Origin of the sequence: Enterobacter cloacae complex sp. IR53041, from assembly GCF_049238285.1 — a bacterium.
Taxonomy (GTDB): domain Bacteria; phylum Pseudomonadota; class Gammaproteobacteria; order Enterobacterales; family Enterobacteriaceae; genus Enterobacter; species Enterobacter roggenkampii.
Window position 1 is genome coordinate 169,549 of the sequence record NZ_JBMKHB010000003.1, and the last position, 25,661, is coordinate 195,209.

Sequence of the window (25,661 nt, forward strand, 5' to 3'; positions counted from 1 at the left end):
ATTACACCCCTTCAGCGACATAGCGGGCAATAATGTCGCCCATTTCATCGGTACTGACTGCCGCCGCGCCGCGTGATAAATCACCGGTACGAACGCCTTCTTCTAACGCCCGGTTAATGGCATTTTCAATCGCGGTTGCTGCATCGCCTGCATCCAGGCTGTAGCGCAGCAGCAGGGCCAGAGAGAGGATCTGCGCAATCGGGTTAGCGATGTTTTTGCCCGCAATATCCGGCGCGGAACCGCCTGCCGGCTCGTACAGGCCAAAACCTTCTTCATTCAGGCTGGCGGATGGCAGCATGCCCATAGAGCCGGTGATCATCGCGCACTCGTCTGACAAAATGTCGCCGAACAGGTTGGAGCACAGCAGGACGTCAAACTGAGACGGATCCTTGATCAGCTGCATCGTCGCGTTGTCGATGTACATGTGCGACAGCTCAACGTCCGGGTACTGCTTCGCGACTTCGCTGACGATCTCGCGCCACAAGATGGAAGACTGCAGCACGTTCGCTTTATCAATGGAGGTCACTTTATGGCGGCGCTTGCGCGCTGACTCAAAGGCGATATGGGCGATACGTTCAATTTCGAAGCGGTGATAGACCTCAGTGTCGAACGCCTTCTCATGCTGGCCGCTGCCTTCGCGCCCTTTTGGCTGACCGAAATAGATCCCGCCGGTCAGTTCACGCACGCACAGAATGTCGAAGCCGTTGGCGGCGATATCAGCGCGCAGCGGGCAGAACTCTTCCAGGCCCTGATACAGCTTCGCCGGACGCAGGTTGCTGAACAGCTTGAAATGTTTACGCAGCGGCAGCAGCGCGCCGCGCTCTGGCTGCTCTGCAGGCGGCAGGTGTTCCCACTTCGGGCCACCGACGGAACCAAACAGCACGGCATCGGCATTTTCACAGCCTTCCACGGTCGCTTTCGGCAGTGGCGTACCGTGGTTATCAATCGCAATACCGCCCACATCGTAGTGGCTGGTGGTGATTTTCATCGCAAAACGCGCGCGAACGGCTTCCAGTACTTTCAGCGCCTGTGCCATCACTTCCGGGCCAATACCGTCGCCCGGTAACACAGCAATATGGTAATTCTTCGACATTACACGGTTTCCTTGTTGTTCTCTTTATTCTGAGCTTTGCGTTGCAACTCTTTTTCGACTTCGGCGGCGCGCCAGATGTTGTTCAGCACATGCACCATCGCTTTCGCGGAGGATTCAACGATATCGGTCGCCAGGCCCACGCCATGGAAACGGCGGCCATTGTGGGTCACAACAATGTCGACCTGGCCCAGCGCATCTTTGCCGTGGCCTTTGGCCGTCAGGTCATATTTCACCAGCTCAACGTCGTACTCGGTGACGCGGTTGATCGCCTGATAAATGGCATCCACAGGGCCGTTTCCGTTCGCCGCTTCGGCCTTAATTTCATCACCGCAGGCCAGCTTGACAGAGGCAGTGGCGATGTCGCTGGAGCCGGACTGCACGTTGAAGTAATCCAGACGGAAGTGCTCTGGCTCTTCCTGCTGCTTGTTAATAAAGGCCAGCGCTTCCAGGTCGTAGTCGAACACCTGACCTTTTTTATCGGCCAGCTTCAGGAAAGCGTCGTACAGCTGATCCATGTTGTAATCGCTGTCCTTATAACCCATCTCTTCCATGCGGTGCTTCACCGCCGCACGGCCGGAACGCGAGGTCAGGTTCAACTGGACCTGATTCAGGCCAATGGATTCCGGGGTCATAATTTCGTAGTTTTCACGGTTCTTCAGCACGCCATCCTGGTGAATACCGGAGGAGTGCGCGAAGGCACCCGTGCCGACGATCGCTTTGTTGGCCGGAATCGGCATGTTGCAAATCTGGCTGACGGTCTGGCTGGTGCGCCAGATCTCGTTGTGATGGATGCGGGTGTGCACGTCCATAATATCTTTGCGCACTTTAATCCCCATGATCACTTCTTCCAGCGAGCAGTTGCCCGCGCGTTCACCGATACCGTTCATCGCGCCTTCTACCTGACGCGCGCCGGCGTGGACGGCTGCGATGGCATTGCCCACGGCCAGACCCAAATCATCGTGGGTGTGGACGGAGATAATCGCTTTATCAATGTTCGGTACGCGGTCATACAGGCCGGTGATGATATTGGCGAACTCAAACGGCATGGTGTAGCCGACGGTATCAGGGATGTTGATGGTTTTGGCGCCGGCATTGATGGCGGCTTCCACCACACGGGCCAGATCTTCAATCGGCGTGCGGCCCGCATCTTCACAGGAGAATTCAACGTCATCGGTGTAGTTGCGTGCGCGTTTCACCATATATACCGCGCGCTCAATCACCTCATCCAGCGTACTGCGCAGCTTGGTGGCGATGTGCATAGGTGAGGTGGCAATAAAGGTGTGGATACGGAACGCTTCGGCCACTTTCAGCGACTCAGCCGCGACGTCGATATCTTTTTCAACACAGCGTGCCAGACCGCACACGCGGCTGTTTTTAATGGTGCGGGCGATAGTCTGGACGGATTCGAAATCACCCGGAGACGAGACCGGGAAACCCACCTCCATCACGTCGACACCCATACGTTCGAGAGCCAGCGCGATCTGCAGTTTCTCTTTTACACTCAGGCTTGCCTGTAATGCCTGTTCACCGTCACGTAAAGTAGTATCGAAAATAATGACTTGCTGGCTCATGGGTTAGGTCCTTGTCAGTCTTAGGGCGCCTTGCTACGAGCATAAAAAAACCCGCGCAGTGGCGCGGGTTTTTAGTCTTACTGGTGACGATTCAACGCTGAATTTCGCCCGCCAGTCTACCGCGCACAGTGGATGCGTTTAGTAGTAGTAGACCGGTGAAACGAATGGTGCGAATCATGAATCGTGCTCCGTTAAATTCAATATGCTTTTAGTGGTACTGGATACGCCAGTTGATGTCAACCCCTGATGATAAAAACGGGCCCGACGGGCGTAATCAGCAGGATAATTACTTTAGCTAATTGTGCTGGTTTTGGCTTTTACGACCCGACTAATTGTCTAATTTTGGACTGAAGAAAACAGTTGCAGAAACAAATAAATATAATTGTTTCAAATGAGTGACGCGCGTTACTGAGAATGCTCTGTACGTAAAGGGTTTTAATATCATTAAGTTATAATTATGGTGAATCTATTGCGCTTCGCTGAAAAACGAAAAGAGATAACATGTTATTAACTAACTGAAGAGCGGTGGCGATAACAGTTTAATAATACTTAAGTCATCATTAACCTGGCGGTCATTGTGTATTTGTTTGGTTTATGGTTTCATTTCAATCCTAAAGTCAAACATATCATTTGCGCTATTTTCTTTTCGTTTATATAGCGTCTTTATATATTCTGAATTTTAAATAATTCTCTTTCGCTGATCGTATTTGCATGATAAATCATATTTTTCGAGATGATTAGCGTACGTTGGCAAAGGGAGTTTAGCGTGACAGTGGAGTCAGAAGTGCCAGAAAATAATATTAAACAACCTCAAGCTACTGATGGGATTAAACCGCAGTTACGCACGGTGGATCTTAATCTTCTGACGGTGTTTGATGCGGTCATGCAGGAACAGAATATCACCCGCGCCGCCCAGGCGTTGGGGATGTCGCAACCTGCTGTGAGTAATGCCGTTGCCAGACTCAAGCTCATGTTTAACGACGAATTATTCGTTCGTTACGGGAGGGGGATCCAGCCTACGGCACGCGCATTCCAGCTGTTCGGTTCCATCCGCCAGGCGTTGCAGTTGGTGCAAAATGAGCTGCCGGGATCGGGCTTTGAACCCTTGAGCAGCGAGCGCGTATTCCATCTTTGTGTCTGCAGTCCATTAGATAATTATTTAACGTCGATTATTTATAATAAAGTTGAAGAAATCGCACCAAATATCAATCTGGTTTTTAAATCATCCCTGAATCAAAACACGGAACATCAGTTACGCTATCAGGAGATCGAATTCGTTCTGGGGTATGAAGAGTTCCGCCGTCCGGAATTTTCCTGCGTGCCGCTCTTTAAAGATGAAATGGTTCTCGTCGCCAGTAAAAAACACCCACGTCTGAATTCTCCGCTGCGAGAACACGATGTTTATAACGAACAGCACGCCGTTGTTGCTCTCGACAGATATGCTTCCTTTAGCCTGCCGTGGTATGACACTGCGGATAAACAGGCTTGCGTTGCTTATCAGGGCATGGCCATGGTCAGCGTATTAAACGTGGTCTCCCAGACACAGCTGGTGGCGATTGCACCGCGCTGGCTGGCAGAAGAGTTTTCTGACCCATTAAATCTGCAAATTTTGCCACTGCCGCTCAAGTTAAATAGCCGAACCTGTTATCTCTCCTGGCATGAAGCGGCCGGACGGGATAAAGGACACCAGTGGATGGAAGAGTTGCTGGTTGGTATCTGTCGCCGGTAAACGCATCGGGATAAATCGCATCGGATCATGTGATTTATCCTGAGTTTTTTTGGATAGTTGCTATTTTGTTCTGTGAGTCTTTTTTTCGGGCGGCTCTTCGGCACGCAAAAATAGATGATTTCCTGCATTGTCCTGCTTTTCAGCGATGATTTATCAGACCGTCCTCTATTCTCAGAGGAATTAACCATATCTTCTGTTAACGGCTGCGTTTTCTGCTTTACGCACCGTTTATCTCCCCGGGTTTGCTAATTGCCTGCCTCATAACGAGCGGTTAAGGTAAAGAACACTCTGCAAAATATAAGATTGGTTCATCCCAATCGTAAGACGGTGCGGAAATGAATTCGGCAGTCCGTCTATAACAAAATGCCTGGAGGCAAAGCATGGAGATGTTGTCTGGCGCGGAAATGGTCGTGCGGTCGCTGATCGATCAGGGCGTAAAGCAAGTGTTCGGCTACCCTGGCGGCGCGGTCCTCGATATTTATGATGCCCTCCATACGGTAGGGGGCATTGACCATGTTCTGGTACGTCACGAGCAGGCGGCCGTACATATGGCCGACGGCCTGGCGCGTGCGACGGGTGAAGTGGGCGTGGTACTGGTCACGTCCGGCCCCGGCGCGACAAACGCCATTACCGGCATTGCGACGGCGTATATGGACTCTATCCCGCTGGTGATCCTCTCCGGGCAGGTAGCCACCTCGCTGATTGGCTACGATGCTTTTCAGGAGTGCGACATGGTCGGGATTTCGCGTCCCGTGGTGAAGCACAGCTTCCTGGTTAAGCAAACCGAAGATATTCCCGGCGTACTGAAAAAAGCCTTCTGGCTGGCGGCAAGCGGACGCCCGGGACCGGTGGTGGTCGATCTGCCTAAAGACATTCTGAACCCGGCAAACAAGCTGCCTTACGTCTGGCCGGAATCGGTGAGCATGCGTTCTTACAACCCGACAACGCAGGGGCATAAAGGTCAGATCAAGCGGGCGTTGCAAACGCTTCTGGCAGCCAAAAAACCGGTCGTCTATGTCGGGGGCGGAGCGATCAACGCAGCCTGTGAAGCCCAGCTTCGTGAACTGATTGAAAAACTCAACCTTCCTGTTGCGTCGTCGCTGATGGGGCTGGGGGCGTTTCCCGCCACCCACCGCCAGGCGCTGGGTATGCTGGGTATGCACGGTACCTATGAAGCCAACATGACGATGCATCACTCCGATGTGATCTTTGCCGTCGGTGTGCGTTTTGACGATCGTACCACCAACAACCTGGCGAAATATTGCCCGAATGCCACCGTGCTGCATATTGATATCGATCCGACGTCAATATCTAAAACGGTGTCGGCTGATGTGCCGATCGTCGGTGATGCCCGTCAGGTTCTGGAACAGATGCTGGAGCTGCTGGCCCAGGAGAAAGCGACCCAGCCGCTGGATGAGATCCGCGACTGGTGGCAGCAGATTGAACAGTGGCGCGCGCGTCAGTGCCTGAAATATGACACGCAGAGCGAAAACATTAAGCCGCAGGCGGTCATCGAAGCGGTGTGGCGACTGACGAAAGGTGAAGCGTATGTGACCTCAGACGTGGGCCAGCACCAGATGTTTGCTGCCCTGTATTATCCGTTTGATAAACCGCGACACTGGATCAACTCGGGTGGCTTAGGCACCATGGGCTTTGGTCTGCCTGCCGCGCTGGGCGTGAAGCTGGCGCTGCCGGATGAAACCGTCGTCTGCGTGACCGGAGACGGAAGTATCCAGATGAACATTCAGGAGCTGTCTACCGCGCTGCAGTATGAGCTGCCGGTTCTCGTGCTGAACCTGAATAACGGCTACCTCGGCATGGTGAAGCAGTGGCAGGATATGATTTATTCTGGCCGTCACTCACAGTCATACATGAAATCGCTGCCGGATTTTGTTCGTCTTGCTGAAGCTTACGGCCATGTTGGCATGCGGGTAACCGATCCGGCCGAGCTGGAAACGAAGCTCGCACAAGCGCTTGAGCACGTTAAAAACAACCGCCTCGTCTTTATGGATGTGATTGTTGATGGAACCGAGCACGTCTATCCGATGCATATTCGGGGTGGTGGTATGGATGAAATGTGGTTAAGCAAAACGGAGAGAACCTGATATGCGCCGGATATTATCAGTTTTACTGGAAAACGAGTCTGGCGCACTGTCGCGCGTCATTGGCCTTTTTGCGCAGCGCGGCTATAACATTGAAAGCCTGACCGTCGCCCCGACGGAAGACCCAACGCTGTCGCGCATGACGATCCAAACCGTCGGCGACGCTAAGGTGCTTGAACAGATTGAGAAACAGCTGCATAAGCTGGTCGACGTGCTGCGCGTGAGCGAGCTGGGGCAAGGGGCCTACGTTGAACGTGAGGTCATGCTGGTGAAAATTCAGGCCAGCGGCTACGGGCGTGAAGAAGTCAAACGCAATGCGGATATTTTCCGCGGACAGATTATCGACGTCACGCCTTCTCTTTATACCGTTCAGCTGGTCGGGACGAGCGACAAGCTGGATGCGTTCCTGGCGTCCGTACGGGATGTCGCAAAAATTGTCGAGGTGGCGAGATCGGGGGTTGTGGGTCTGTCACGCGGCGAGAAAATCATGCGTTAGTTGTCAAAAAGGTTCGCCTCTTTCTGCCCGGTCACCAAAGCCGGGCTTTTTTTTGCGTAATCAGCCGACAACGCAGATAAAAGCGGTTGCCGCGAAGGCTTTTCTGCGTTTAGATGTTAAAAGATTTAACCATAACCTTGACAGGGCCATGGACTCTTTTCTTTTTTTAAGGGGCAATTGTGAAACTGGATGAAATCGCCCGGCTAGCCGGCGTGTCACGAACAACGGCCAGCTATGTGATTAACGGTAAAGCAAAGCAGTACCGTGTCAGCGACAAGACCGTTGAAAAAGTTATGGCGGTGGTTCGTGAACATAACTACCATCCGAATGCTGTCGCAGCCGGTCTGCGCGCCGGGCGCACCCGCTCTATTGGTCTGGTAATCCCGGACCTGGAAAACACCAGCTATACCCGTATCGCCAACTATCTTGAACGTCAGGCGCGTCAGCGCGGCTATCAACTGCTGATTGCCTGCTCGGAAGATCAGCCTGATAACGAGATGCGCTGCATTGAACATCTGCTTCAGCGCCAGGTGGATGCCATTATTGTTTCGACCTCCTTACCGCCGGAGCATCCTTTCTACCAGCGCTGGGCGAATGATCCGTTCCCGATCGTTGCGCTTGACCGTGCCCTCGATCGCGAGCATTTCACCAGCGTGGTGGGTGCCGATCAGGACGATGCCGAAATGCTGGCCGCAGAGCTGCGGACGTTCCCGGCGGAAACGGTACTGTATTTGGGCGCGCTGCCTGAACTTTCCGTGAGCTTCCTGCGCGAGCAGGGATTCAGAACGGCCTGGAAAGACGATCCGCGCGAGGTTCACTACCTCTATGCCAACAGCTACGAACGTGAAGCCGCCGCGCAGCTGTTCGAAAAATGGCTGGAAACCCATCCGATACCTCAGGCGCTGTTCACGACCTCGTTTGCGCTCTTGCAGGGCGTCATGGATGTCACCTTACGCCGTGAAGGTAAACTCCCCTCCGACCTGGCGATTGCCACGTTCGGGGATAACGAGCTGCTCGACTTCCTTCAGTGCCCGGTGCTGGCGGTTGCACAGCGTCACCGCGATGTGGCTGAACGCGTGCTGGAGATTGTGCTGGCGAGTCTGGATGAACCCCGCAAACCAAAGCCGGGCCTGACGCGTATCAAACGTAATCTCTACCATCGCGGAATTTTAAGCCGCCAAAAATGAAATGACTGGGGCGGCGAAATCTGCCCCATTTTGCTGCAATAATTCGTGCGGATAATTCCCGGAGAGAAATTAGGATAATTCTTGTGAGATCATAATCGCCTATTTTTCTTAATTCATTTTGGCTTTTAAATTGTTCTTTAAAGAACATCTCAGCGATTTTAAACGGTATACTTTGTATTATTTTGTTACAAACCCTCTTCGGTCGATGAATATTCAGACGTTTTTTCCTCTTCCTTTGCCAGCTTACGTGCTAACCACTGCGCTTACCGTGTGCCTGGGTGAATCTGGCGCTGTCATCCCCTGAGAATCTGTCATAAAATGCTGCCCGCGTCGCAAACTGACACTTTATATTTATCTGCGATGATATTGAGTGAGCCTTAACGCTAGTGTGCATATTCGGTTTTTTTCTTACAAATATTCATAACGTTAATTTTGCCTCGCCAGTTGTGCAGTTATTAACCAGGACTGTTTAACTCTGTAAATAGAGGGCTTTCGAGTCCTTATACGGAGAGTCCTGGCTTGACAAGCTTTTCCCTCGCTCCGTAAACTCCTTTAGGTGGGAATTTGTGGGTTAAAGTGGTGAGGAGGGGTGAGACTGGCATGTTCCGTGGAGCAACGTTAGTCAATCTCGACAGTAAAGGGCGTTTATCGGTACCAACCCGATACCGCGACCAGCTGATTGAGAACGCTGCGGGTCAAATGGTTTGCACCATTGACATTAACTCCCCCTGCCTGCTGCTTTACCCCCTGCCTGAATGGGAAATTATTGAGCAAAAGCTGTCGCGACTGTCGAGCATGAACCCGCAGGAACGCCGCGTGCAGCGGTTGTTATTGGGACATGCCAGTGAATGTCAGATGGATAACGCAGGGCGATTACTGATCGCGCCTGTGTTACGGCAACATGCCGGTCTGACCAAAGAAGTGATGCTGGTCGGGCAGTTCAACAAATTTGAACTGTGGGATGAAACGACCTGGTATCAACAGGTCAAGGAAGATATCGACGCTGAGCAGTCTGATTCCGCGACATTATCGGAACGGCTGCAGGACTTGTCTCTATAAATATGATGGAAAATTATAAACATAAAACGGTGTTACTGGACGAGGCCGTTAACGGCCTGAATATTCGTCCGGATGGCATCTACATTGATGGCACTTTTGGTCGCGGTGGTCACTCGCGTTTGATCCTCTCCCAACTGGGTGAGGAGGGGCGTCTGCTGGCAATCGATCGCGATCCGCAGGCAATTGCCGTTGCACAGACTATCAATGACCCACGCTTTTCCATCGTGCATGGACCTTTTTCTGCGCTCGCGGACTATGTGGCTGAGCGCGGCCTGACGGGCAAGATCGACGGGATTCTTCTCGATCTTGGCGTCTCTTCACCCCAACTTGATGATGCTGAACGCGGTTTCTCCTTTATGCGTGACGGTCCGCTGGACATGCGTATGGACCCGACTCGCGGCCAGTCTGCCGCCGAGTGGTTACAGACCGCTGACGAAGCGGATATTGCATGGGTCATCAAAACCTTCGGCGAAGAGCGCTTTGGCAAACGTATTGCGCGCGCCATTGTTGAGCGCAATCGCATTGAGCCGATGACCCGCACCAAAGAGTTGGCCGAGGTGATCGCGGCGGCAACGCCGGTGAAGGATAAGCACAAACATCCCGCGACCCGTACCTTCCAGGCGGTTCGCATCTGGGTAAACAGTGAACTGGAGGAAATAGAGCTGGCGCTAAAAAGCTCGCTCGACGTGCTGGCCCCGGGTGGGCGGTTATCCATCATCAGCTTCCATTCGCTGGAAGACCGTATTGTGAAACGCTTTATGCGTGAACAAAGCCGCGGTCCACAGGTACCCGCGGGGCTGCCGATGACGGAAGAACAACTCAGGAAGCTGGGTGGCCGTCAGTTGCGAGCATTAGGCAAGTTGATGCCGGGCGAAGAAGAGGTGGCAGAGAATCCACGCGCCCGTAGTTCAGTGCTGCGTGTTGCAGAGAGGACGAACGCATGATCGGCAGAGTGACAGAGACCCTAAGCAAAGTTAAGGATTCGTTAGGAAGCAACGAGCGCCATGCCTTGCCTGGCGTGATCGGCGACGATCTTTTGCGGTTTGGGAAACTGCCACTCTGTCTGTTCATTTGCATCATTGTCACGGCTGTGACGGTGGTCACCACCGCCCACCACACACGTTTATTGACTGCGCAACGCGAGCAGATGGTACTGGAACGCGATGCGCTGGATATTGAATGGCGAAATCTGATCCTTGAAGAAAACGCGCTCGGCGATCACAGCCGAGTTGAACGGATCGCAACGGAAAAGCTGCAGCTGCAGCATGTTGATCCTTCACAGGAAAATATCGTAGTACAAAAATAAGGGAAAACGCGACGCATGAAAGCAGCGGCAAAAACGCTAAAACCAAAACGTCAGGAAGAACAGGCCAACTTTATCAGTTGGCGTTTTGCGTTGCTTTGCGGCTGCATTTTACTGGCGCTGGGTTTTCTGCTGGGCCGCGTGGCCTGGCTGCAAATCGTCGCCCCTGACATGCTGGTACGCCAGGGCGATATGCGCTCTCTGCGCGTTCAGGAGGTTTCCACGTCCCGCGGGATGATCACCGACCGCTCCGGTCGTCCGCTGGCGGTGAGCGTGCCGGTGAAAGCGATCTGGGCCGATCCGAAAGAGCTGCACGACGCCGGTGGCATTACCCTTGATAACCGCTGGAAAGCCCTGTCTGATGCGCTGAAAATGCCGCTGGATCAGCTGGCTTCCCGCGTTAACGCGAACCCGAAAGGACGTTTTATCTATCTGGCGCGTCAGGTTAACCCTGACATGGCGGACTACATTCGCAAACTGAAGCTGCCGGGTATTCATCTGCGTGAAGAATCCCGCCGTTACTACCCATCCGGCGAAGTAACCGCTCACCTCATTGGTTTTACCAACGTCGACAGCCAGGGGATTGAGGGCGTTGAGAAAAGCTTCGATAAGTGGCTCACCGGCCAGCCGGGCGAGCGAATCGTGCGTAAGGACCGCTACGGGCGCGTCATCGAAGATATCTCTTCCACGGACAGTCAGGCAGCGCACAACCTGGCCCTGAGTATCGACGAGCGCCTGCAGGCGCTTGTCTACCGCGAGCTGAACAACGCGGTGGCGTTCAACAAGGCGGAGTCAGGCAGCGCCGTGCTGGTGGATGTCAGCACCGGTGAAGTGCTGGCGATGGCCAACAGCCCGTCCTACAACCCGAACAACTTTACCGGCACCGCAAAAGATGCCATGCGTAACCGGGCAATTACCGACGTGTTCGAACCCGGCTCCACGGTGAAGCCGATGGTGGTGATGACCGCGCTCCAGCGCGGTATTGTCAATGAAAACACGGTACTGAACACTGTCCCATACCGTATTAACGGCCACGAGATAAAAGACGTGGCGCGCTACAGCGAATTGACCCTGACCGGGGTGTTACAGAAGTCGAGTAACGTCGGTGTTTCAAAGCTGGCGTTAGCGATGCCGTCCTCAGCGTTAGTAGAAACTTACTCACGTTTTGGACTGGGAAAGGCGACCAATTTGGGGTTGGTCGGAGAACGCAGTGGCTTATATCCTCAAAAACAACGGTGGTCTGACATAGAGAGGGCCACCTTCTCTTTCGGCTACGGGCTAATGGTAACCCCGTTACAGTTAGCGCGAGTCTACGCAACGATTGGCAGCTATGGCGTCTATCGCCCGCTGTCGATTACCAAAGTTGATCCACCGGTCCCGGGCGAGCGTATCTTCCCGGAATCCATCGTTCGTACCGTGGTGCACATGATGGAAAGCGTGGCGCTACCGGGCGGCGGCGGCGTGAAGGCGGCGATTAAAGGCTATCGTATCGCCATTAAAACCGGTACAGCGAAAAAAGTGGGGCCAGACGGCCGCTACATCAACAAATACATTGCCTATACCGCAGGCGTTGCGCCTGCAAGCAATCCGCGTTTTGCGCTGGTGGTCGTGATAAACGATCCACAGGCGGGTAAATACTACGGCGGCGCCGTCTCCGCGCCTGTGTTCGGGGCCATCATGGGCGGCGTGTTACGCACCATGAACATTGAACCGGATGCGCTGGCGACGGGCGAAAAAAGTGAATTTGTAATTAATCAAGGCGAGGGTACAGGTGGCAGATCGTAATTTGCGCGACCTTCTCGCTCCGTGGGTGCCAAATGCACCGGAGCGAGCACTGCGAGAGATGGTACTGGACAGCCGCGTAGCGGCTTCTGGCGATCTTTTTGTGGCGGTGGTCGGTCATCAGGCGGACGGGCGTCGTTATATCCCGCAGGCGATTGCGCAAGGTGTGGCTGCCATTATTGCTGAGGCTAAAGATGAGGCAACCGACGGTGAGATCCGTGAAATGCACGGCGTGCCGGTCATCTATCTCAGCCAGTTAAACGAACGTCTTTCCGCACTGGCGGGACGTTTTTATCACGAACCTTCCGACCAGCTGCGTCTGGTTGGCGTAACGGGTACGAACGGTAAAACCACCACCACGCAGCTGATGGCGCAGTGGGCACAGCTACTGGGTGAAACCGGTGCGGTGATGGGAACCGTGGGTAACGGTCTGCTGGGCAAAGTGAGCCCGACGGAAAACACCACCGGCTCGGCGGTTGACGTACAGCACGTGCTTGCCGGTCTGGCAGGGCAGGGCGCAACCTTCGCCGCGATGGAGGTCTCTTCGCACGGTTTGGTACAGCACCGCGTCGCGGCGCTGAAATTTGCTGCATCCGTGTTTACCAACCTGAGCCGCGACCATCTTGATTATCATGGCGATATGGAGCACTACGAAGCCGCGAAATGGCTGCTGTTCTCTACTCACCATTACGGTCAGGCCATCATCAACGCCGACGACGAAGTGGGCCGCCGCTGGCTGGCGAAGCTGCCAGATGCGGTTGCCGTCTCGATGGAAGACCATATCAATCCGAACTGCCACGGCCGCTGGCTGAAGGCGGTTGAGGTGAATTATCACGACAGCGGGGCGACCATCCGCTTTGCCTCTTCCTGGGGGGAAGGCGAAATTGAAAGCCGCCTGATGGGGGCGTTTAACGTCAGCAACCTACTGCTGGCCCTGGCAACGCTGCTGGCGCTGGGTTACCCGATGGCTGAACTGCTGAAAACCGCCGCGCGACTGCAGCCGGTTTGTGGCCGTATGGAAGTATTTAGCGCGCCGGGTAAGCCGACCGTTGTGGTTGATTATGCCCACACGCCGGATGCGCTGGAAAAAGCGCTGGAAGCGGCGCGCCTGCACTGTACCGGTAAGCTCTGGTGCGTGTTTGGCTGCGGCGGCGATCGCGACAAAGGCAAACGCCCGCTGATGGGGGCGATTGCGGAACAGTTCGCGGATATTCCGGTTGTCACCGATGACAACCCGCGTACGGAAGAGCCGCGCGCCATCATTAATGACATTCTGGCGGGTATGCTGGACGCAGGCCGCGCGCGCGTCGTGGAAGGCCGTGCTGAAGCCGTGACAAACGCCATCATGCAGGCACAGGAGAATGATGTTGTTCTGCTGGCGGGCAAAGGCCATGAAGATTATCAGATCGTTGGCAATCGCCGTTTGGACTACTCGGATCGCGTAACGGCAGCTCGCCTGCTGGGAGTTGTCGCATGATTAGCCTCTCCTTAAGCCAGGCCGCAGAAGTACTGCACGGCGACCTGCACGGGCAAGACCTGACCATCGATGCCGTGACGACGGACACCCGTAAAGTCACCGCAGGCTGTCTCTTTGTGGCGCTGAAAGGCGAGCGTTTTGACGCGCATGATTTTGCCGAGCAGGCCAAAGAGAACGGCGCCGGTGCGCTGCTGGTCAGCCGCAAGCTTGATATCGATCTGCCGCAGGTTGTGGTGAAAGATACGCGTCTCGCGTTCGGTGAGCTGGCTGCCTGGGTTCGTCAGCAGGTGCCGGCTCGCGTCGTCGCGCTGACAGGGTCATCAGGCAAAACGTCAGTGAAAGAGATGACGGCGGCGATCCTCAGCCAGTGCGGCAATACGCTTTTTACCGCGGGTAACCTCAATAATGACATCGGCGTGCCGATGACATTGCTTCGCCTGAACAAAGAGCATGACTATGCGGTGATCGAGTTAGGCGCAAACCACCAGGGTGAAATCGCCTGGACCGTGAGCCTGACTCGCCCGGAAGCGGCGCTGGTGAATAACCTCGCGGCTGCGCACCTGGAAGGCTTTGGCTCGCTGGAAGGCGTGGCGAAAGCGAAAGGTGAAATTTACACCGGCCTGCCGGATAACGGTATTGCCATTCTGAACGCCGATAACAACGACTGGCTTAACTGGCAGAGCATCATTGGTGCGCGTAAAACCTGGCGCTTCTCACCAAATGCGGCCAACAGTGATTTTACGGCGACCAATATCCATGTGACGTCGCACGGCACCGAGTTCACCCTCACTACCCCAACGGGTGGCGTGGAGGTGCTGCTGCCGCTGCCGGGTCGCCATAACATCGCCAATGCCCTTGCGGCGGCGGCGCTGGCAACGGCGGTGGGCGCTTCACATGCGGCAATCAAAGCCGGGCTGGCGAACCTGAAAGCCGTGCCGGGACGCCTGTTCCCGATTCAGCTTTCGGAAAACAAGCTACTGCTGGATGACTCCTATAACGCGAATGTTGGCTCGATGACGGCGGCGGTGCAGGTGTTATCTGAAATGCCGGGCTACCGCATCATGGTGGTTGGCGACATGGCAGAACTGGGCGACGAAAGCGAAGCCTGTCATACCCAGGTCGGTGAAGCGGCGAAAGCGGCGGGGCTGGACTGTGTACTGAGCACAGGAAAATTGAGCCAGGCGATTAGCCAGGCCAGCGGCGTTGGCGAGCATTTTGCCGATAAAGCCGCCTTGATTGAGCGCCTTAAGGCATTAATGACAGAAAAACAAATTGTGACAGTGTTAGTGAAAGGTTCACGTAGTGCCGCCATGGAAGAGGTTGTGCACGCATTACAGGAGAACGGGACATGTTAGTTTGGCTGGCCGAACATTTGGTCAAATATTACTCAGGCTTTAACGTCTTTTCATATCTGACGTTTCGCGCCATCGTCAGCCTGCTGACTGCTCTGTTCATCTCGTTGTGGATGGGCCCGCGCATGATTGCCCGTCTGCAAAAGCTCTCTTTCGGCCAGGTTGTGCGTAACGACGGCCCGGAATCGCACTTCAGCAAGCGCGGTACGCCGACCATGGGCGGGATCATGATCCTGACTGCCATCGTCGTTTCCGTGCTGTTGTGGGCGTACCCGTCCAACCCGTACGTCTGGTGTGTGCTGACGGTACTGGTGGGTTACGGGATCATCGGTTTCGTCGATGATTACCGCAAAGTCGTCCGCAAAGATACCAAAGGCCTGATTGCCCGCTGGAAGTATTTCTGGATGTCGGTGATCGCGCTGGGCGTGGCCTTCGCGCTGTATCTGGCCGGGAAAGACACGCCAGCGACCGAGCTGGTCGTGCCGTTCTTTAAAGACGTGATGCCGCAGCTGGGTCTGTTCTACATTCTGCTGGCGTACTTTGTGATTGTCGGCACCGGTAACGCCGTTAACCTGACCGACGGTCTGGATGGCCTGGCAATCATGCCTACCGTCTTTGTGGCGGCCGGTTTTGCGCTGGTGGCGTGGGCGACCGGTAACATGAACTTTGCGAACTACCTGCACATCCCTTATCTGCGTCATGCGGGTGAACTGGTGATCGTCTGTACGGCGATTGTCGGCGCGGGTCTTGGCTTCCTGTGGTTCAACACCTATCCGGCTCAGGTCTTTATGGGTGACGTCGGTTCACTGGCTTTGGGCGGCGCGCTGGGCATTATTGCCGTGCTGCTGCGCCAGGAGTTCCTGCTGGTGATCATGGGCGGCGTGTTTGTGGTTGAGACGCTGTCGGTGATTTTGCAGGTCGGCTCCTTCAAGCTGCGCGGTCAGCGCATCTTCCGTATGGCGCCGATTCACCACCACTATGAACTGAAAGGCTGGCCGGAGCCGCGCGTCATTGTGCGCTTCTGGATTATTTCGCTGATGCTGGTGCTGATTGGCCTGGCAACGCTGAAGGTACGTTAATCATGGCAGATTACCAGGGCAAAAAAGTCGTTATCATCGGGTTGGGCCTCACGGGGCTCTCCTGCGTGGACTTTTTCCTCGCGCGTGGCGTGACGCCGCACGTGATGGATACGCGTGTCTCTCCGCCGGGTCTGGACAAGCTGCCGGAACAGGTTGAACGCCACCTTGGTGGTCTGAATGATGGCTGGCTGCTGGCAGCCGATCTGATTGTCGCCAGCCCGGGTATGGCGCTGGCGCATCCTTCACTGAGCGCTGCCGCAGATGCGGGCGTTGAGATTGTCGGCGATATCGAGCTGTTCTGCCGCGAAGCGCAGGCTCCCGTTATCGCGATTACCGGTTCTAACGGTAAAAGCACCGTCACCACCCTGGTGGGGGAAATGGCGAAAGCGGCGGGCATGAACGTCGGCGTTGGCGGTAACATTGGTTTGCCTGCTCTGATGCTGCTGGATAAAGGCTGTGAACTGTATGTTCTCGAGCTTTCCAGCTTCCAGCTGGAAACGACCTCCAGCCTGCATGCTGCCGCTGCGACGATCCTCAACGTTACTGAAGATCATATGGACAGATATCCCTTTGGTCTGCAGCAGTACCGTGCCGCCAAGCTGCGCGTTTATGAGAATGCCAAAGTCTGCGTGGTGAACGCCGATGACGCGCTGACCATGCCGGTGCGTGGCGCAGACGAGCGCTGCATCAGTTTTGGCATCACCATGGGTGATTACCATCTGAACCGCCAGCTGGGTGAAACCTGGCTGCGCGTGAAAGGTGAGAAAGTGCTGAACGTGAAAGAGATGAAGCTCTCTGGTCAGCACAACTATACCAATGCGCTGGCGGCGCTGGCGCTGGCGGATGCTGTCGGGCTGCCGCGCTCCTCGAGCCTGAAAGCGTTAACCACGTTTTCAGGCCTGGCGCACCGTTTCCAGCTGGCGCTGGAGCACAACGGCGTGCGCTGGATCAACGACTCCAAAGCCACCAACGTGGGCAGCACGGAGGCCGCGCTGAACGGGCTGCACGTTGACGGTACCCTGCATCTGCTGCTGGGTGGCGACGGTAAGTCAGCTGATTTCTCGTCCCTGAAGCCGTATCTCTCCGGCGATAACATCCGTCTCTACTGCTTCGGCCGTGACGGCAGCGAGCTGGCTGAACTGCGCCCTGAGATCGCCGAGCAAACCGAAACCATGGAACAGGCGATGCGGCTGATTGCCCCTCGCGTGAAGCCGGGTGATATGGTGCTGCTCTCTCCGGCCTGTGCCAGTCTCGATCAATTTAAGAATTTCGAACAGCGTGGTGATGTCTTTACCCGCCTGGCGAAGGAGTTAGGCTGATGCGTTTATCTCTCCCTCGCCTGAAAATGCCGCGCCTGCCAGGATTTGGGATCCTGGTGTGGTTGTTTGCGGCGCTTAAAGGCTGGGTGATGGGCTCTCGTCAAAAAGATAACGACAGCCTGATCATGTACGACCGCACGCTGTTCTGGCTCACAATGGGGCTCGCGGCGGTCGGCTTTATAATGGTGACGTCAGCGTCAATGCCCGTCGGGCAGCGTCTGGCGAACGATCCTTTCCTGTTTGCCAAACGTGATGGTCTGTACATCATCCTGGCATTCTGCCTGGCGCTGGTGACCTTGCGTCTACCGATGGAGTTCTGGCAGCGGCACAGTACGGCGATGCTGATCGCCTCGATCATTATGCTGCTGATCGTTCTGGTGGTGGGGAGCTCCGTAAACGGGGCATCACGCTGGATCGCCTTTGGCCCGCTGCGTATTCAGCCTGCGGAGTTTACCAAGCTCTCCCTGTTCTGCTACCTGGCGAACTACCTGGTGCGTAAAGTAGATGAAGTGCGTAACAACCTGCGCGGCTTCTTAAAACCGATGGGCGTGATTCTGGTGCTGGCGGTCTTACTGCTGGCGCAGCCTGACCTCGGTACGGTGGTGGTACTGTTTGTGACCACGCTGGCCATGCTGTTCCTGGCGGGCGCGAAGCTGTGGCAGTTCATCGCCATCATTGGGATGGGGATTTCAGCGGTTGTGCTGCTGATCCTCGCCGAGCCTTACCGTATTCGCCGCGTGACCTCTTTCTGGAACCCGTGGGAAGACCCGTTCGGCAGCGGTTATCAGCTGACGCAGTCACTCATGGCCTTTGGTCGTGGTGAGCTCTGGGGGCAGGGGCTGGGTAACTCGGTACAGAAACTGGAGTATTTACCGGAAGCGCATACTGACTTCATCTTCTCCATTATTGCGGAAGAACTGGGTTATATCGGTGTGGTATTAGCGCTATTAATGGTATTCTTCGTCGCTTTCCGCGCCATGTCCATCGGCCGGAAAGCGCTGGAGATCGATCACCGTTTCTCAGGCTTCCTGGCCTGCTCAATTGGTATCTGGTTTAGTTTCCAGGCATTGGTTAACGTCGGGGCCGCAGCGGGTATGCTGCCGACCAAAGGTCTGACGTTGCCGTTGATCAGTTATGGTGGTTCCAGTCTGTTGATTATGTCGACGGCCATCATGCTGTTGTTGCGCATAGATTATGAAACGCGTCTGGAAAAAGCCCAGGCGTTTACACGAGGTTCACGATGAATCAACCGAAGCGGTTAATGGTGATGGCAGGCGGTACCGGCGGACACGTGTTCCCGGGACTGGCGGTTGCGCACCATTTAATGGATCAGGGCTGGCAGGTACGCTGGCTGGGAACCGCAGACCGCATGGAGGCCGACCTGGTACCGAAACACGGTATTGAGATCGACTTTATTCGTATTTCCGGCCTGCGCGGCAAAGGCCTCAAGGCAATGCTGCTGGCTCCGGTGCGCATTTTTAACGCCTGGCGTCAGGCGCGCACCATTATGAAGCGCTTTAAGCCCGATGTGGTGCTGGGCATGGGCGGCTATGTCTCGGGGCCGGGCGGGCTGGCAGCGTGGTCGTTAGGTATTCCCGTCGTCCTGCATGAGCAGAACGGTATTGCGGGTCTGACAAACAAATGGCTGGCGAAAATCGCCACCAAAGTCATGCAGGCGTTTCCCGGCGCGTTCCCGAAAGCGGACGTGGTAGGTAACCCGGTCCGTGTGGACGTACTGGCGCTGCCGTTGCCGGACGCTCGCCTGGCGGGCCGTGAAGGGCCGGTTCGTGTGCTGGTCGTCGGTGGCTCTCAGGGGGCACGCATTTTAAACCAGACGATGCCGCAGGTTGCTGCAAAGCTGGGGGATGCCGTCACCATCTGGCACCAGAGCGGAAAAGGCGCTCAGCAGACCGTTGAGCAGGCTTACGCCGAGGCGGGGCAGCCGCAGCATAACGTGACGGAATTTATCGACGACATGGCGGCAGCGTATGCCTGGGCCGATGTCGTGGTCTGTCGTTCTGGCGCCTTAACGGTAAGCGAAATCGCTGCTGCAGGTCTGCCAGCCCTGTTTGTGCCTTTCCAGCACAAAGACAGACAGCAGTACTGGAATGCCCTGCCGCTTGAGAAAGCCGGTGCGGCGAAAATTTTTGAGCAGCCACAATTTACCGCCGACGCGGTCGCCACCACCCTGGCGGGCTGGAACAGAGACGTATTGCTTGAGATGGCTGAACGCGCGCGCGCGGCGGCTATCCCTGATGCGACGGAACGGGTGGCAAAAGAAGTGAGCCTGGCAGCCCAGGCTTAACCCTCGCAGCGCGTGAAGCGCGGCACGAATTTTAAGTAGTCGATGGCGTTTAGAGAATGAATACACAACAACTGGCAAAACTGCGTTCAATCGTGCCCGAGATGCGTCGCGTCCGGCACATTCACTTTGTTGGCATCGGTGGTGCCGGCATGGGCGGTATTGCCGAAGTGTTAGCTAACGAAGGCTATCAGATCAGCGGGTCTGACCTGGCGCCAAACCCTGTAACGCAGCAGCTGGCGTCGCTTGGGGCGACTATCTATTTCAACCATCGCCCGGAAAACGTGCGCGATGCGAGCGTGGTGGTGGTCTCAAGCGCCATCTCCTCTGACAACCCGGAAATCGTTGCCGCGCATGACGCGCGCATTCCGGTGATCCGCCGTGCCGAAATGCTGGCGGAACTGATGCGTTTCCGCCATGGCATCGCGATTGCCGGGACCCACGGTAAAACCACGACCACGGCGATGGTTTCCAGTATTTATGCGGAAGCGGGTCTCGACCCGACGTTCGTCAACGGCGGCCTGGTCAAAGCCGCGGGCGTACATGCGCGTCTGGGCCACAGTCGTTATCTGATTGCTGAAGCGGACGAGAGCGACGCGTCGTTCCTGCACCTGCAGCCGATGGTGGCGATTGTCACCAACATCGAAGCTGACCATATGGATACCTACCAGGGTGACTTCGAGAACTTAAAGCAGACCTTTATCAACTTCCTGCACAACCTGCCGTTCTACGGGCGCGCGGTGATGTGCGTGGACGATCCGGTGATCCGCGAGTTGCTGCCGCGCGTGGGTCGTCAAATCACCACCTACGGCTTCAGCGAAGACGCTGACGTCCGCGTGGAAGAGTACAAACAGATTGGCGCGCAGGGACACTTCACGCTGGCGCGTCAGGACAAAGAGCTGCTGCACGTGACGCTGAATGCGCCAGGGCGCCATAACGCGCTCAATGCCGCAGCGGCAGTGGCCGTCGCGACGGAAGAAGGCATTGATGACGATGCGATTCTGCGCGCACTGGAAAGCTTCCAGGGCACCGGGCGTCGTTTCGATTTCCTCGGTGAATTCCCGCTGGATGCCGTGAACGGTAAAGCCGGTACGGCGATGCTGGTGGACGACTATGGCCACCATCCGACCGAAGTGGACGCCACCATTAAAGCCGCTCGTGCAGGCTGGCCAGACAAAAATCTGGTGATGGTGTTCCAGCCGCACCGCTTCACGCGTACGCGCGATCTGTATGACGATTTCGCCAGCGTCCTGTCACAGGTAGACACCCTGTTAATGCTGGATGTGTACGCCGCAGGCGAGACGCCGATTCCTGGTGCAGACAGTCGTTCTCTGTGTCGCACCATTCGTGGACGCGGTAAAGTTGACCCTATTCTGGTTTCTGACCCTGCGCAGGTGGCGGAAATTCTGGCACCGGTCCTGACAGGTAACGATCTGATTCTGATTCAGGGCGCGGGAAATATCGGCAAAATCGCCCGTACCTTAGCTGAAATCAAACTGAAGCCGCAAAACCAGGAGGATGAGCATCATGGCTGATAAGATTGCTGTCCTGTCTGGCGGCACCTCCGCCGAGCGCGAGGTTTCCCTGAATTCAGGCGCCGCTGTACTGGCGGGCCTGCGTGAAGGTGGCGTCAATGCGCACCTGGTCGATCCAAAAGAGGTCGACGTGACGCAGTTAAAAGCCATGGGCTTCGATAAAGTCTTTATCGCTTTACACGGTCGTGGCGGCGAAGACGGCACCCTGCAGGGGCTTCTGGATCTGATCGGTCTGCCATACACCGGCAGCGGCGTGATGGCGTCTGCTATCTCTATGGATAAACTGCGCAGCAAGCTGCTGTGGCAGGGCGCAGGTTTACCTGTTGCGCCATGGGTGGCACTGACGCGTCGCGAATTTGAATTGGGCCTGCCGGATAGCGTTAATGCACGCATTGCTGAGCTGGGCTTACCGGTTATTGTAAAGCCCAGCCGGGAAGGCTCCAGCGTGGGCATGTCCAAAGTCGACAAAGCTGACGATTTAGCGTCCGCTTTAGCGCTGGCATTTCAACATGATGATGAAGTTCTGATAGAAAAATGGCTTAGCGGGCCGGAATTTACCGTCGCGATGCTTGGCGAAGAAATTTTACCGTCAATCCGTATCCAACCCGCCGGAGTCTTCTATGATTATGAGGCGAAGTATCTCTCTGATGAGACGCAATATTTCTGCCCAAGTGGTCTTGAAGCTGAGCGTGAAGACGATTTACAGTCCCTGGTGCTTAAAGCCTGGCATGTTCTGGGTTGCCAGGGCTGGGGACGCATCGACGTGATGCAGGACCGGGATGGACAATTTTATCTGCTGGAAGCCAACACCTCTCCGGGTATGACGAGCCACAGCCTTGTGCCGATGGCTGCGCGTCAGGCGGGGATGAGCTTCTCGCAGTTAGTCGTACGCATTCTGGACCAGGCGGGCTGATATGTCTCAGGCTGCATTGAACACGCGCAACCGCGATGACGAGGAAGAATACACCTCTTCACGCCGCAGTAATGGAACGCGTCTTGCAGGCATCATTTTCCTGCTCGGGGTGCTGTGCACCGTGTTTATCAGCGGCTGGATGGTCCTGGGCTGGATGGAAGATGCGCAGCGGTTGCCGCTTTCTAAGCTGGTGGTCACCGGTGAGCGTCACTACACGCGTAACGACGATATTCGCCAGTCAATACTGGCGCTGGGCTCGCCTGGCACCTTTATGACGCAGGACGTCAATATTATCCAAAGCCAGATTGAACGTCTGCCATGGATAAAACAGGCGAGCGTACGAAAGCAATGGCCTGATGAATTGAAGATTCATCTGGTTGAATATGTGCCCATTGCGCGTTGGAATGATCAGCACATGGTTGACGTCGACGGAAATTCCTTCAGCGTCCCGACCGATCGTGTCAACAAGCAGAATTTACCGATGTTGTATGGCCCTGAAGGCAGCGAAAACGAGGTGTTACAGGGTTTTCGTGAAATGGGCCAGGTGCTGGCGAAGGACAGGTTTACGTTAAAAGATGCTGCAATGACGGCGCGCCGCTCCTGGCAGCTTACGTTAACGAACGGCATTAAGCTCAACCTGGGACGCGGGGACACCATGAAGCGTCTGGCGCGTTTTGTCGAACTTTACCCGGTTTTACAGCAGCAGGCACAGACTGACGGCAAACGGATAAGCTACGTTGATTTGCGCTATGACTCAGGCGCAGCAGTCGGTTGGGTACCGGCTCCGGTCGAGGAACCTAATCAGCAACAGAATCAGGCACAGGTACAGGCAGAACAACAATGATCAAGGCGACGGACAGAAAACTGGTAGTTGGACTGGAGATTGGCACCGCGAAGGTTGCCGCTTTAGTAGGGGAAGTTCTGCCCGACGGTATGGTCAATATCATTGGCGTGGGCAGTTGCCCGTCACGTGGTATGGATAAAGGTGGGGTAAACGATCTTGAATCGGTGGTGAAATGCGTCCAGCGCGCCATCGATCAGGCTGAATTGATGGCAGATTGCCAGATTTCTTCTGTCTATCTTGCCCTTTCTGGTAAGCACATTAGCTGCCAGAACGAAATCGGTATGGTGCCGATTTCCGAAGAGGAAGTGACGCAGGAAGACGTTGAAAACGTTGTGCATACGGCGAAGTCCGTGCGTGTTCGCGATGAGCATCGCGTATTGCACGTGATCCCGCAGGAATATGCGATTGACTACCAGGAAGGGATCAAAAACCCGGTTGGTCTGTCAGGCGTTCGTATGCAGGCAAAAGTGCACCTGATCACATGTCACAACGATATGGCGAAGAACATTGTAAAAGCCGTTGAACGTTGTGGCCTGAAAGTTGACCAACTTATTTTCGCCGGTCTGGCGGCAAGTTATTCCGTACTGACCGAAGATGAACGTGAACTGGGTGTCTGTGTGGTCGATATTGGTGGTGGTACAATGGACATGGCCGTGTATACCGGCGGTGCGCTGCGCCACACCAAAGTGATCCCGTACGCAGGGAACGTCGTGACCAGCGATATTGCTTACGCTTTTGGTACGCCACCGAGCGATGCAGAAGCGATTAAAGTGCGCCACGGCTGTGCGCTGGGTTCTATCGTTGGCAAAGATGAGAGCGTTGAAGTGCCAAGCGTCGGTGGTCGTCCACCGCGCAGCCTGCAGCGCCAGACGTTGGCTGAGGTGATCGAGCCGCGCTATACCGAGCTGCTCAACCTGGTCAACGAAGAAATTTTACAGTTACAGGAACAGCTTCGTCAGCAGGGTGTTAAACATCATCTTGCGGCGGGGATTGTATTAACCGGCGGTGCAGCGCAAATTGAAGGTCTTGCGGCCTGTGCGCAGCGCGTCTTCCATACGCAGGTACGTATTGGGGCGCCGCTGAATATTACCGGTTTAACGGATTATGCTCAGGAGCCGTATTATTCAACGGCTGTGGGCCTGCTCCACTACGGGAAGGAATCTCATCTCAGTGGTGAAGCGGAAGTGGAAAAACGCGTCTCAGTGGGGTCGTGGGTCAAACGACTGAACAACTGGTTGCGAAAAGAGTTTTAATTTTTTTAAGAGACCGGAGAGAATTAGCGGTCTCGGGCGACAGGCACAACGGAGAGAGAAATTATGTTTGAACCTATGGAACTGACCAACGACGCGGTGATTAAAGTCATCGGCGTCGGTGGCGGCGGCGGTAACGCCGTAGAGCATATGGTGCGTGAACGCATTGAAGGTGTTGAATTCTTCGCGGTTAACACCGATGCGCAGGCACTGCGTAAGACGGCGGTAGGCCAGACTATCCAGATCGGCGGTGGTATCACCAAAGGGCTGGGAGCTGGGGCTAACCCGGAAGTGGGTCGCAATGCGGCTGAAGAAGATCGTGAAGCCCTGCGCGCTGCACTGGAAGGTGCGGACATGGTCTTCATCGCAGCAGGTATGGGTGGCGGTACCGGTACCGGCGCAGCACCTGTTGTGGCTGAAGTTGCTAAAGATTTAGGTATTCTGACCGTTGCTGTCGTGACCAAGCCTTTCAATTTTGAAGGCAAGAAGCGTATGGCCTTCGCGGAGCAGGGTATCACCGAGCTGTCCAAGCATGTGGACTCGCTGATCACCATCCCGAACGACAAACTGTTGAAGGTTCTGGGTCGTGGTATCTCCCTGCTTGACGCCTTCGGCGCAGCAAACGACGTGCTGAAAGGCGCGGTTCAGGGTATCGCTGAACTGATTACCCGTCCTGGCCTGATGAACGTTGACTTTGCAGACGTTCGCACCGTGATGTCTGAAATGGGCTACGCGATGATGGGCTCTGGCGTGGCGAGCGGCGAAGACCGTGCAGAAGAAGCGGCTGAAATGGCTATCTCTTCTCCACTGCTGGAAGATATCGACCTGTCTGGTGCGCGCGGCGTGCTGGTCAACATTACCGCTGGCTTTGACCTGCGTCTGGATGAGTTCGAAACCGTGGGTAACACCATCCGTGCGTTCGCCTCTGACAACGCTACCGTGGTAATCGGTACTTCACTTGACCCTGAAATGAACGACGAGCTGCGTGTTACCGTTGTGGCAACCGGTATCGGTATGGACAAGCGTCCTGAGATCACCTTAGTGACCAACAAGCAGACTCAGCAACCGGTAATGGATCGTTACCAGCAGCACGGTATGTCTCCGCTGACTCAGGAGCAGAAACCGGCCGCGAAAGTGGTGAACGACCCAACGCCGCAAACGGCGAAAGAGCCCGATTATCTGGATATCCCGGCGTTCCTGCGTAAGCAAGCTGATTAAGAATTGGCTGGAATTAGGGGATTTGCGCTCTTTGTGCTAAACTGGCCCAC

Annotated in this window: 22 protein-coding genes; 19 read left to right on the top strand and 3 right to left on the bottom strand. The window is 55.4% G+C overall.

Features of this window, described 5'->3' with window-relative positions; genetic code table 11:
• Position 1 precedes the first annotated feature (1 nt).
• The 3 genes from leuB to leuL form a co-directional block, all read right to left on the bottom strand.
• The gene (leuB, locus tag ACOTXF_RS03620) at positions 2–1,093 is read right to left on the bottom strand and encodes a 3-isopropylmalate dehydrogenase (protein ID WP_021240531.1); all 1,092 of its coding nucleotides are present in this window, start codon (positions 1,091–1,093) and stop codon (positions 2–4) included.
• Positions 1,093–2,664, bottom strand: a complete 1,572-nt coding sequence (gene leuA, locus ACOTXF_RS03625; RefSeq protein ID WP_047747453.1) for a 2-isopropylmalate synthase — start codon at positions 2,662–2,664, stop codon at positions 1,093–1,095. Before leuA ends, leuB begins: the two co-directional genes overlap by 1 nt.
• Before the next feature lie 91 nt (positions 2,665–2,755).
• Positions 2,756–2,842 (bottom strand): leu operon leader peptide, encoded by an 87-nt coding sequence (gene leuL / locus ACOTXF_RS03630; protein ID WP_071530973.1) that lies wholly within the window; start codon positions 2,840–2,842, stop codon positions 2,756–2,758.
• A 606-nt stretch (positions 2,843–3,448) separates the two neighbouring features.
• On the opposite strand from leuL, the gene leuO reads away from it, so the two are divergent.
• The 19 genes from leuO (at position 3,449) to ftsZ (ending at position 25,611) form a co-directional block, all read left to right on the top strand.
• On the top strand, positions 3,449–4,393 hold the full coding sequence (leuO, locus tag ACOTXF_RS03635) for a transcriptional regulator LeuO (RefSeq protein WP_025912169.1): 945 nt from the start codon (positions 3,449–3,451) through the stop codon (positions 4,391–4,393).
• A 380-nt stretch (positions 4,394–4,773) separates the two neighbouring features.
• Positions 4,774–6,498: an acetolactate synthase 3 large subunit gene (gene ilvI, locus ACOTXF_RS03640; RefSeq protein ID WP_008501995.1), complete on the top strand. Its 1,725-nt coding sequence runs from the start codon at positions 4,774–4,776 to the stop codon at positions 6,496–6,498.
• Position 6,499: 1 nt separating this feature from the next.
• Positions 6,500–6,991 carry an acetolactate synthase small subunit gene (gene ilvN, locus ACOTXF_RS03645; protein WP_008501994.1) on the top strand — a complete coding sequence of 164 codons (492 nt, stop codon included), beginning with the start codon at positions 6,500–6,502 and terminating at the stop codon, positions 6,989–6,991.
• 179 nt (positions 6,992–7,170) lie between these two features.
• On the top strand, positions 7,171–8,178 hold the full coding sequence (gene cra, locus ACOTXF_RS03650; RefSeq protein WP_232926638.1) for a catabolite repressor/activator: 1,008 nt from the start codon (positions 7,171–7,173) through the stop codon (positions 8,176–8,178).
• A gap of 600 nt (positions 8,179–8,778) precedes the next feature.
• The gene (mraZ, locus tag ACOTXF_RS03655) at positions 8,779–9,237 is read left to right on the top strand and encodes a division/cell wall cluster transcriptional repressor MraZ (RefSeq protein ID WP_021240528.1); all 459 of its coding nucleotides are present in this window, start codon (positions 8,779–8,781) and stop codon (positions 9,235–9,237) included.
• A gap of 2 nt (positions 9,238–9,239) precedes the next feature.
• Positions 9,240–10,181: a 16S rRNA (cytosine(1402)-N(4))-methyltransferase RsmH gene (gene rsmH, locus ACOTXF_RS03660; RefSeq protein WP_021240527.1), complete on the top strand. Its 942-nt coding sequence runs from the start codon at positions 9,240–9,242 to the stop codon at positions 10,179–10,181.
• Complete coding sequence (ftsL, locus tag ACOTXF_RS03665) at positions 10,178–10,543, top strand: cell division protein FtsL (protein ID WP_008501989.1); 366 nt, start codon at positions 10,178–10,180, stop codon at positions 10,541–10,543. The genes rsmH and ftsL overlap by 4 nt, the downstream gene beginning before the upstream one ends.
• Before the next feature lie 15 nt (positions 10,544–10,558).
• On the top strand, positions 10,559–12,325 hold the full coding sequence (locus ACOTXF_RS03670; protein ID WP_008501988.1) for a peptidoglycan glycosyltransferase FtsI: 1,767 nt from the start codon (positions 10,559–10,561) through the stop codon (positions 12,323–12,325).
• A complete protein-coding gene (gene murE / locus ACOTXF_RS03675) occupies positions 12,312–13,799 on the top strand; it encodes a UDP-N-acetylmuramoyl-L-alanyl-D-glutamate--2,6-diaminopimelate ligase (protein WP_023326692.1) in 1,488 nt (495 codons plus the stop codon). The genes ACOTXF_RS03670 and murE overlap by 14 nt, the downstream gene beginning before the upstream one ends.
• A complete protein-coding gene (murF, locus tag ACOTXF_RS03680) occupies positions 13,796–15,154 on the top strand; it encodes a UDP-N-acetylmuramoyl-tripeptide--D-alanyl-D-alanine ligase (protein ID WP_047745478.1) in 1,359 nt (452 codons plus the stop codon). The genes murE and murF overlap by 4 nt, the downstream gene beginning before the upstream one ends.
• Positions 15,148–16,230 carry a phospho-N-acetylmuramoyl-pentapeptide-transferase gene (mraY, locus tag ACOTXF_RS03685; protein WP_008501985.1) on the top strand — a complete coding sequence of 361 codons (1,083 nt, stop codon included), beginning with the start codon at positions 15,148–15,150 and terminating at the stop codon, positions 16,228–16,230. The genes murF and mraY overlap by 7 nt, the downstream gene beginning before the upstream one ends.
• Positions 16,231–16,232: 2 nt before the next feature.
• The gene (murD, locus tag ACOTXF_RS03690; RefSeq protein ID WP_047745480.1) at positions 16,233–17,549 is read left to right on the top strand and encodes a UDP-N-acetylmuramoyl-L-alanine--D-glutamate ligase; all 1,317 of its coding nucleotides are present in this window, start codon (positions 16,233–16,235) and stop codon (positions 17,547–17,549) included.
• Positions 17,549–18,793 (top strand): cell division protein FtsW, encoded by a 1,245-nt coding sequence (gene ftsW / locus ACOTXF_RS03695; protein ID WP_008501983.1) that lies wholly within the window; start codon positions 17,549–17,551, stop codon positions 18,791–18,793. The genes murD and ftsW overlap by 1 nt, the downstream gene beginning before the upstream one ends.
• Entirely contained in the window at positions 18,790–19,854 is a 1,065-nt protein-coding gene (gene murG / locus ACOTXF_RS03700; RefSeq protein ID WP_021240525.1) for an undecaprenyldiphospho-muramoylpentapeptide beta-N-acetylglucosaminyltransferase, read from the top strand. Before ftsW ends, murG begins: the two co-directional genes overlap by 4 nt.
• A 56-nt stretch (positions 19,855–19,910) precedes the next feature.
• Positions 19,911–21,386: a UDP-N-acetylmuramate--L-alanine ligase gene (murC, locus tag ACOTXF_RS03705; RefSeq protein WP_023326695.1), complete on the top strand. Its 1,476-nt coding sequence runs from the start codon at positions 19,911–19,913 to the stop codon at positions 21,384–21,386.
• Complete coding sequence (locus ACOTXF_RS03710) at positions 21,379–22,299, top strand: D-alanine--D-alanine ligase (RefSeq protein ID WP_008501980.1); 921 nt, start codon at positions 21,379–21,381, stop codon at positions 22,297–22,299. The genes murC and ACOTXF_RS03710 overlap by 8 nt, the downstream gene beginning before the upstream one ends.
• A gap of 1 nt (position 22,300) precedes the next feature.
• Complete coding sequence (ftsQ, locus tag ACOTXF_RS03715; protein WP_008501979.1) at positions 22,301–23,143, top strand: cell division protein FtsQ; 843 nt, start codon at positions 22,301–22,303, stop codon at positions 23,141–23,143.
• On the top strand, positions 23,140–24,396 hold the full coding sequence (ftsA, locus tag ACOTXF_RS03720) for a cell division protein FtsA (RefSeq protein ID WP_006173845.1): 1,257 nt from the start codon (positions 23,140–23,142) through the stop codon (positions 24,394–24,396). The genes ftsQ and ftsA overlap by 4 nt, the downstream gene beginning before the upstream one ends.
• A gap of 63 nt (positions 24,397–24,459) precedes the next feature.
• The gene (ftsZ, locus tag ACOTXF_RS03725; RefSeq protein WP_008501978.1) at positions 24,460–25,611 is read left to right on the top strand and encodes a cell division protein FtsZ; all 1,152 of its coding nucleotides are present in this window, start codon (positions 24,460–24,462) and stop codon (positions 25,609–25,611) included.
• Positions 25,612–25,661 lie beyond the last annotated feature (50 nt).

What these genes read in the sequence shown, in the direction of transcription:
- leuB (WP_021240531.1), bottom strand. Translation starts at nt 1,093, where the DNA reads ATGTCGAAGAATTACCATATTGCTGTGTTACCGGGCGACGGTATTGGC.
- leuA (WP_047747453.1), bottom strand. Translation starts at nt 2,664, where the DNA reads ATGAGCCAGCAAGTCATTATTTTCGATACTACTTTACGTGACGGTGAA.
- leuL (WP_071530973.1), bottom strand. Translation starts at nt 2,842, where the DNA reads ATGATTCGCACCATTCGTTTCACCGGTCTACTACTACTAAACGCATCC.
- ilvI (WP_008501995.1), top strand. Translation starts at nt 4,774, where the DNA reads ATGGAGATGTTGTCTGGCGCGGAAATGGTCGTGCGGTCGCTGATCGAT.
- ilvN (WP_008501994.1), top strand. Translation starts at nt 6,500, where the DNA reads ATGCGCCGGATATTATCAGTTTTACTGGAAAACGAGTCTGGCGCACTG.
- mraZ (WP_021240528.1), top strand. Translation starts at nt 8,779, where the DNA reads ATGTTCCGTGGAGCAACGTTAGTCAATCTCGACAGTAAAGGGCGTTTA.
- rsmH (WP_021240527.1), top strand. Translation starts at nt 9,240, where the DNA reads ATGATGGAAAATTATAAACATAAAACGGTGTTACTGGACGAGGCCGTT.
- ftsL (WP_008501989.1), top strand. Translation starts at nt 10,178, where the DNA reads ATGATCGGCAGAGTGACAGAGACCCTAAGCAAAGTTAAGGATTCGTTA.
- ACOTXF_RS03670 (WP_008501988.1), top strand. Translation starts at nt 10,559, where the DNA reads ATGAAAGCAGCGGCAAAAACGCTAAAACCAAAACGTCAGGAAGAACAG.
- murF (WP_047745478.1), top strand. Translation starts at nt 13,796, where the DNA reads ATGATTAGCCTCTCCTTAAGCCAGGCCGCAGAAGTACTGCACGGCGAC.
- mraY (WP_008501985.1), top strand. Translation starts at nt 15,148, where the DNA reads ATGTTAGTTTGGCTGGCCGAACATTTGGTCAAATATTACTCAGGCTTT.
- murD (WP_047745480.1), top strand. Translation starts at nt 16,233, where the DNA reads ATGGCAGATTACCAGGGCAAAAAAGTCGTTATCATCGGGTTGGGCCTC.
- ftsW (WP_008501983.1), top strand. Translation starts at nt 17,549, where the DNA reads ATGCGTTTATCTCTCCCTCGCCTGAAAATGCCGCGCCTGCCAGGATTT.
- murG (WP_021240525.1), top strand. Translation starts at nt 18,790, where the DNA reads ATGAATCAACCGAAGCGGTTAATGGTGATGGCAGGCGGTACCGGCGGA.
- murC (WP_023326695.1), top strand. Translation starts at nt 19,911, where the DNA reads ATGAATACACAACAACTGGCAAAACTGCGTTCAATCGTGCCCGAGATG.
- ACOTXF_RS03710 (WP_008501980.1), top strand. Translation starts at nt 21,379, where the DNA reads ATGGCTGATAAGATTGCTGTCCTGTCTGGCGGCACCTCCGCCGAGCGC.
- ftsQ (WP_008501979.1), top strand. Translation starts at nt 22,301, where the DNA reads ATGTCTCAGGCTGCATTGAACACGCGCAACCGCGATGACGAGGAAGAA.
- ftsA (WP_006173845.1), top strand. Translation starts at nt 23,140, where the DNA reads ATGATCAAGGCGACGGACAGAAAACTGGTAGTTGGACTGGAGATTGGC.
- ftsZ (WP_008501978.1), top strand. Translation starts at nt 24,460, where the DNA reads ATGTTTGAACCTATGGAACTGACCAACGACGCGGTGATTAAAGTCATC.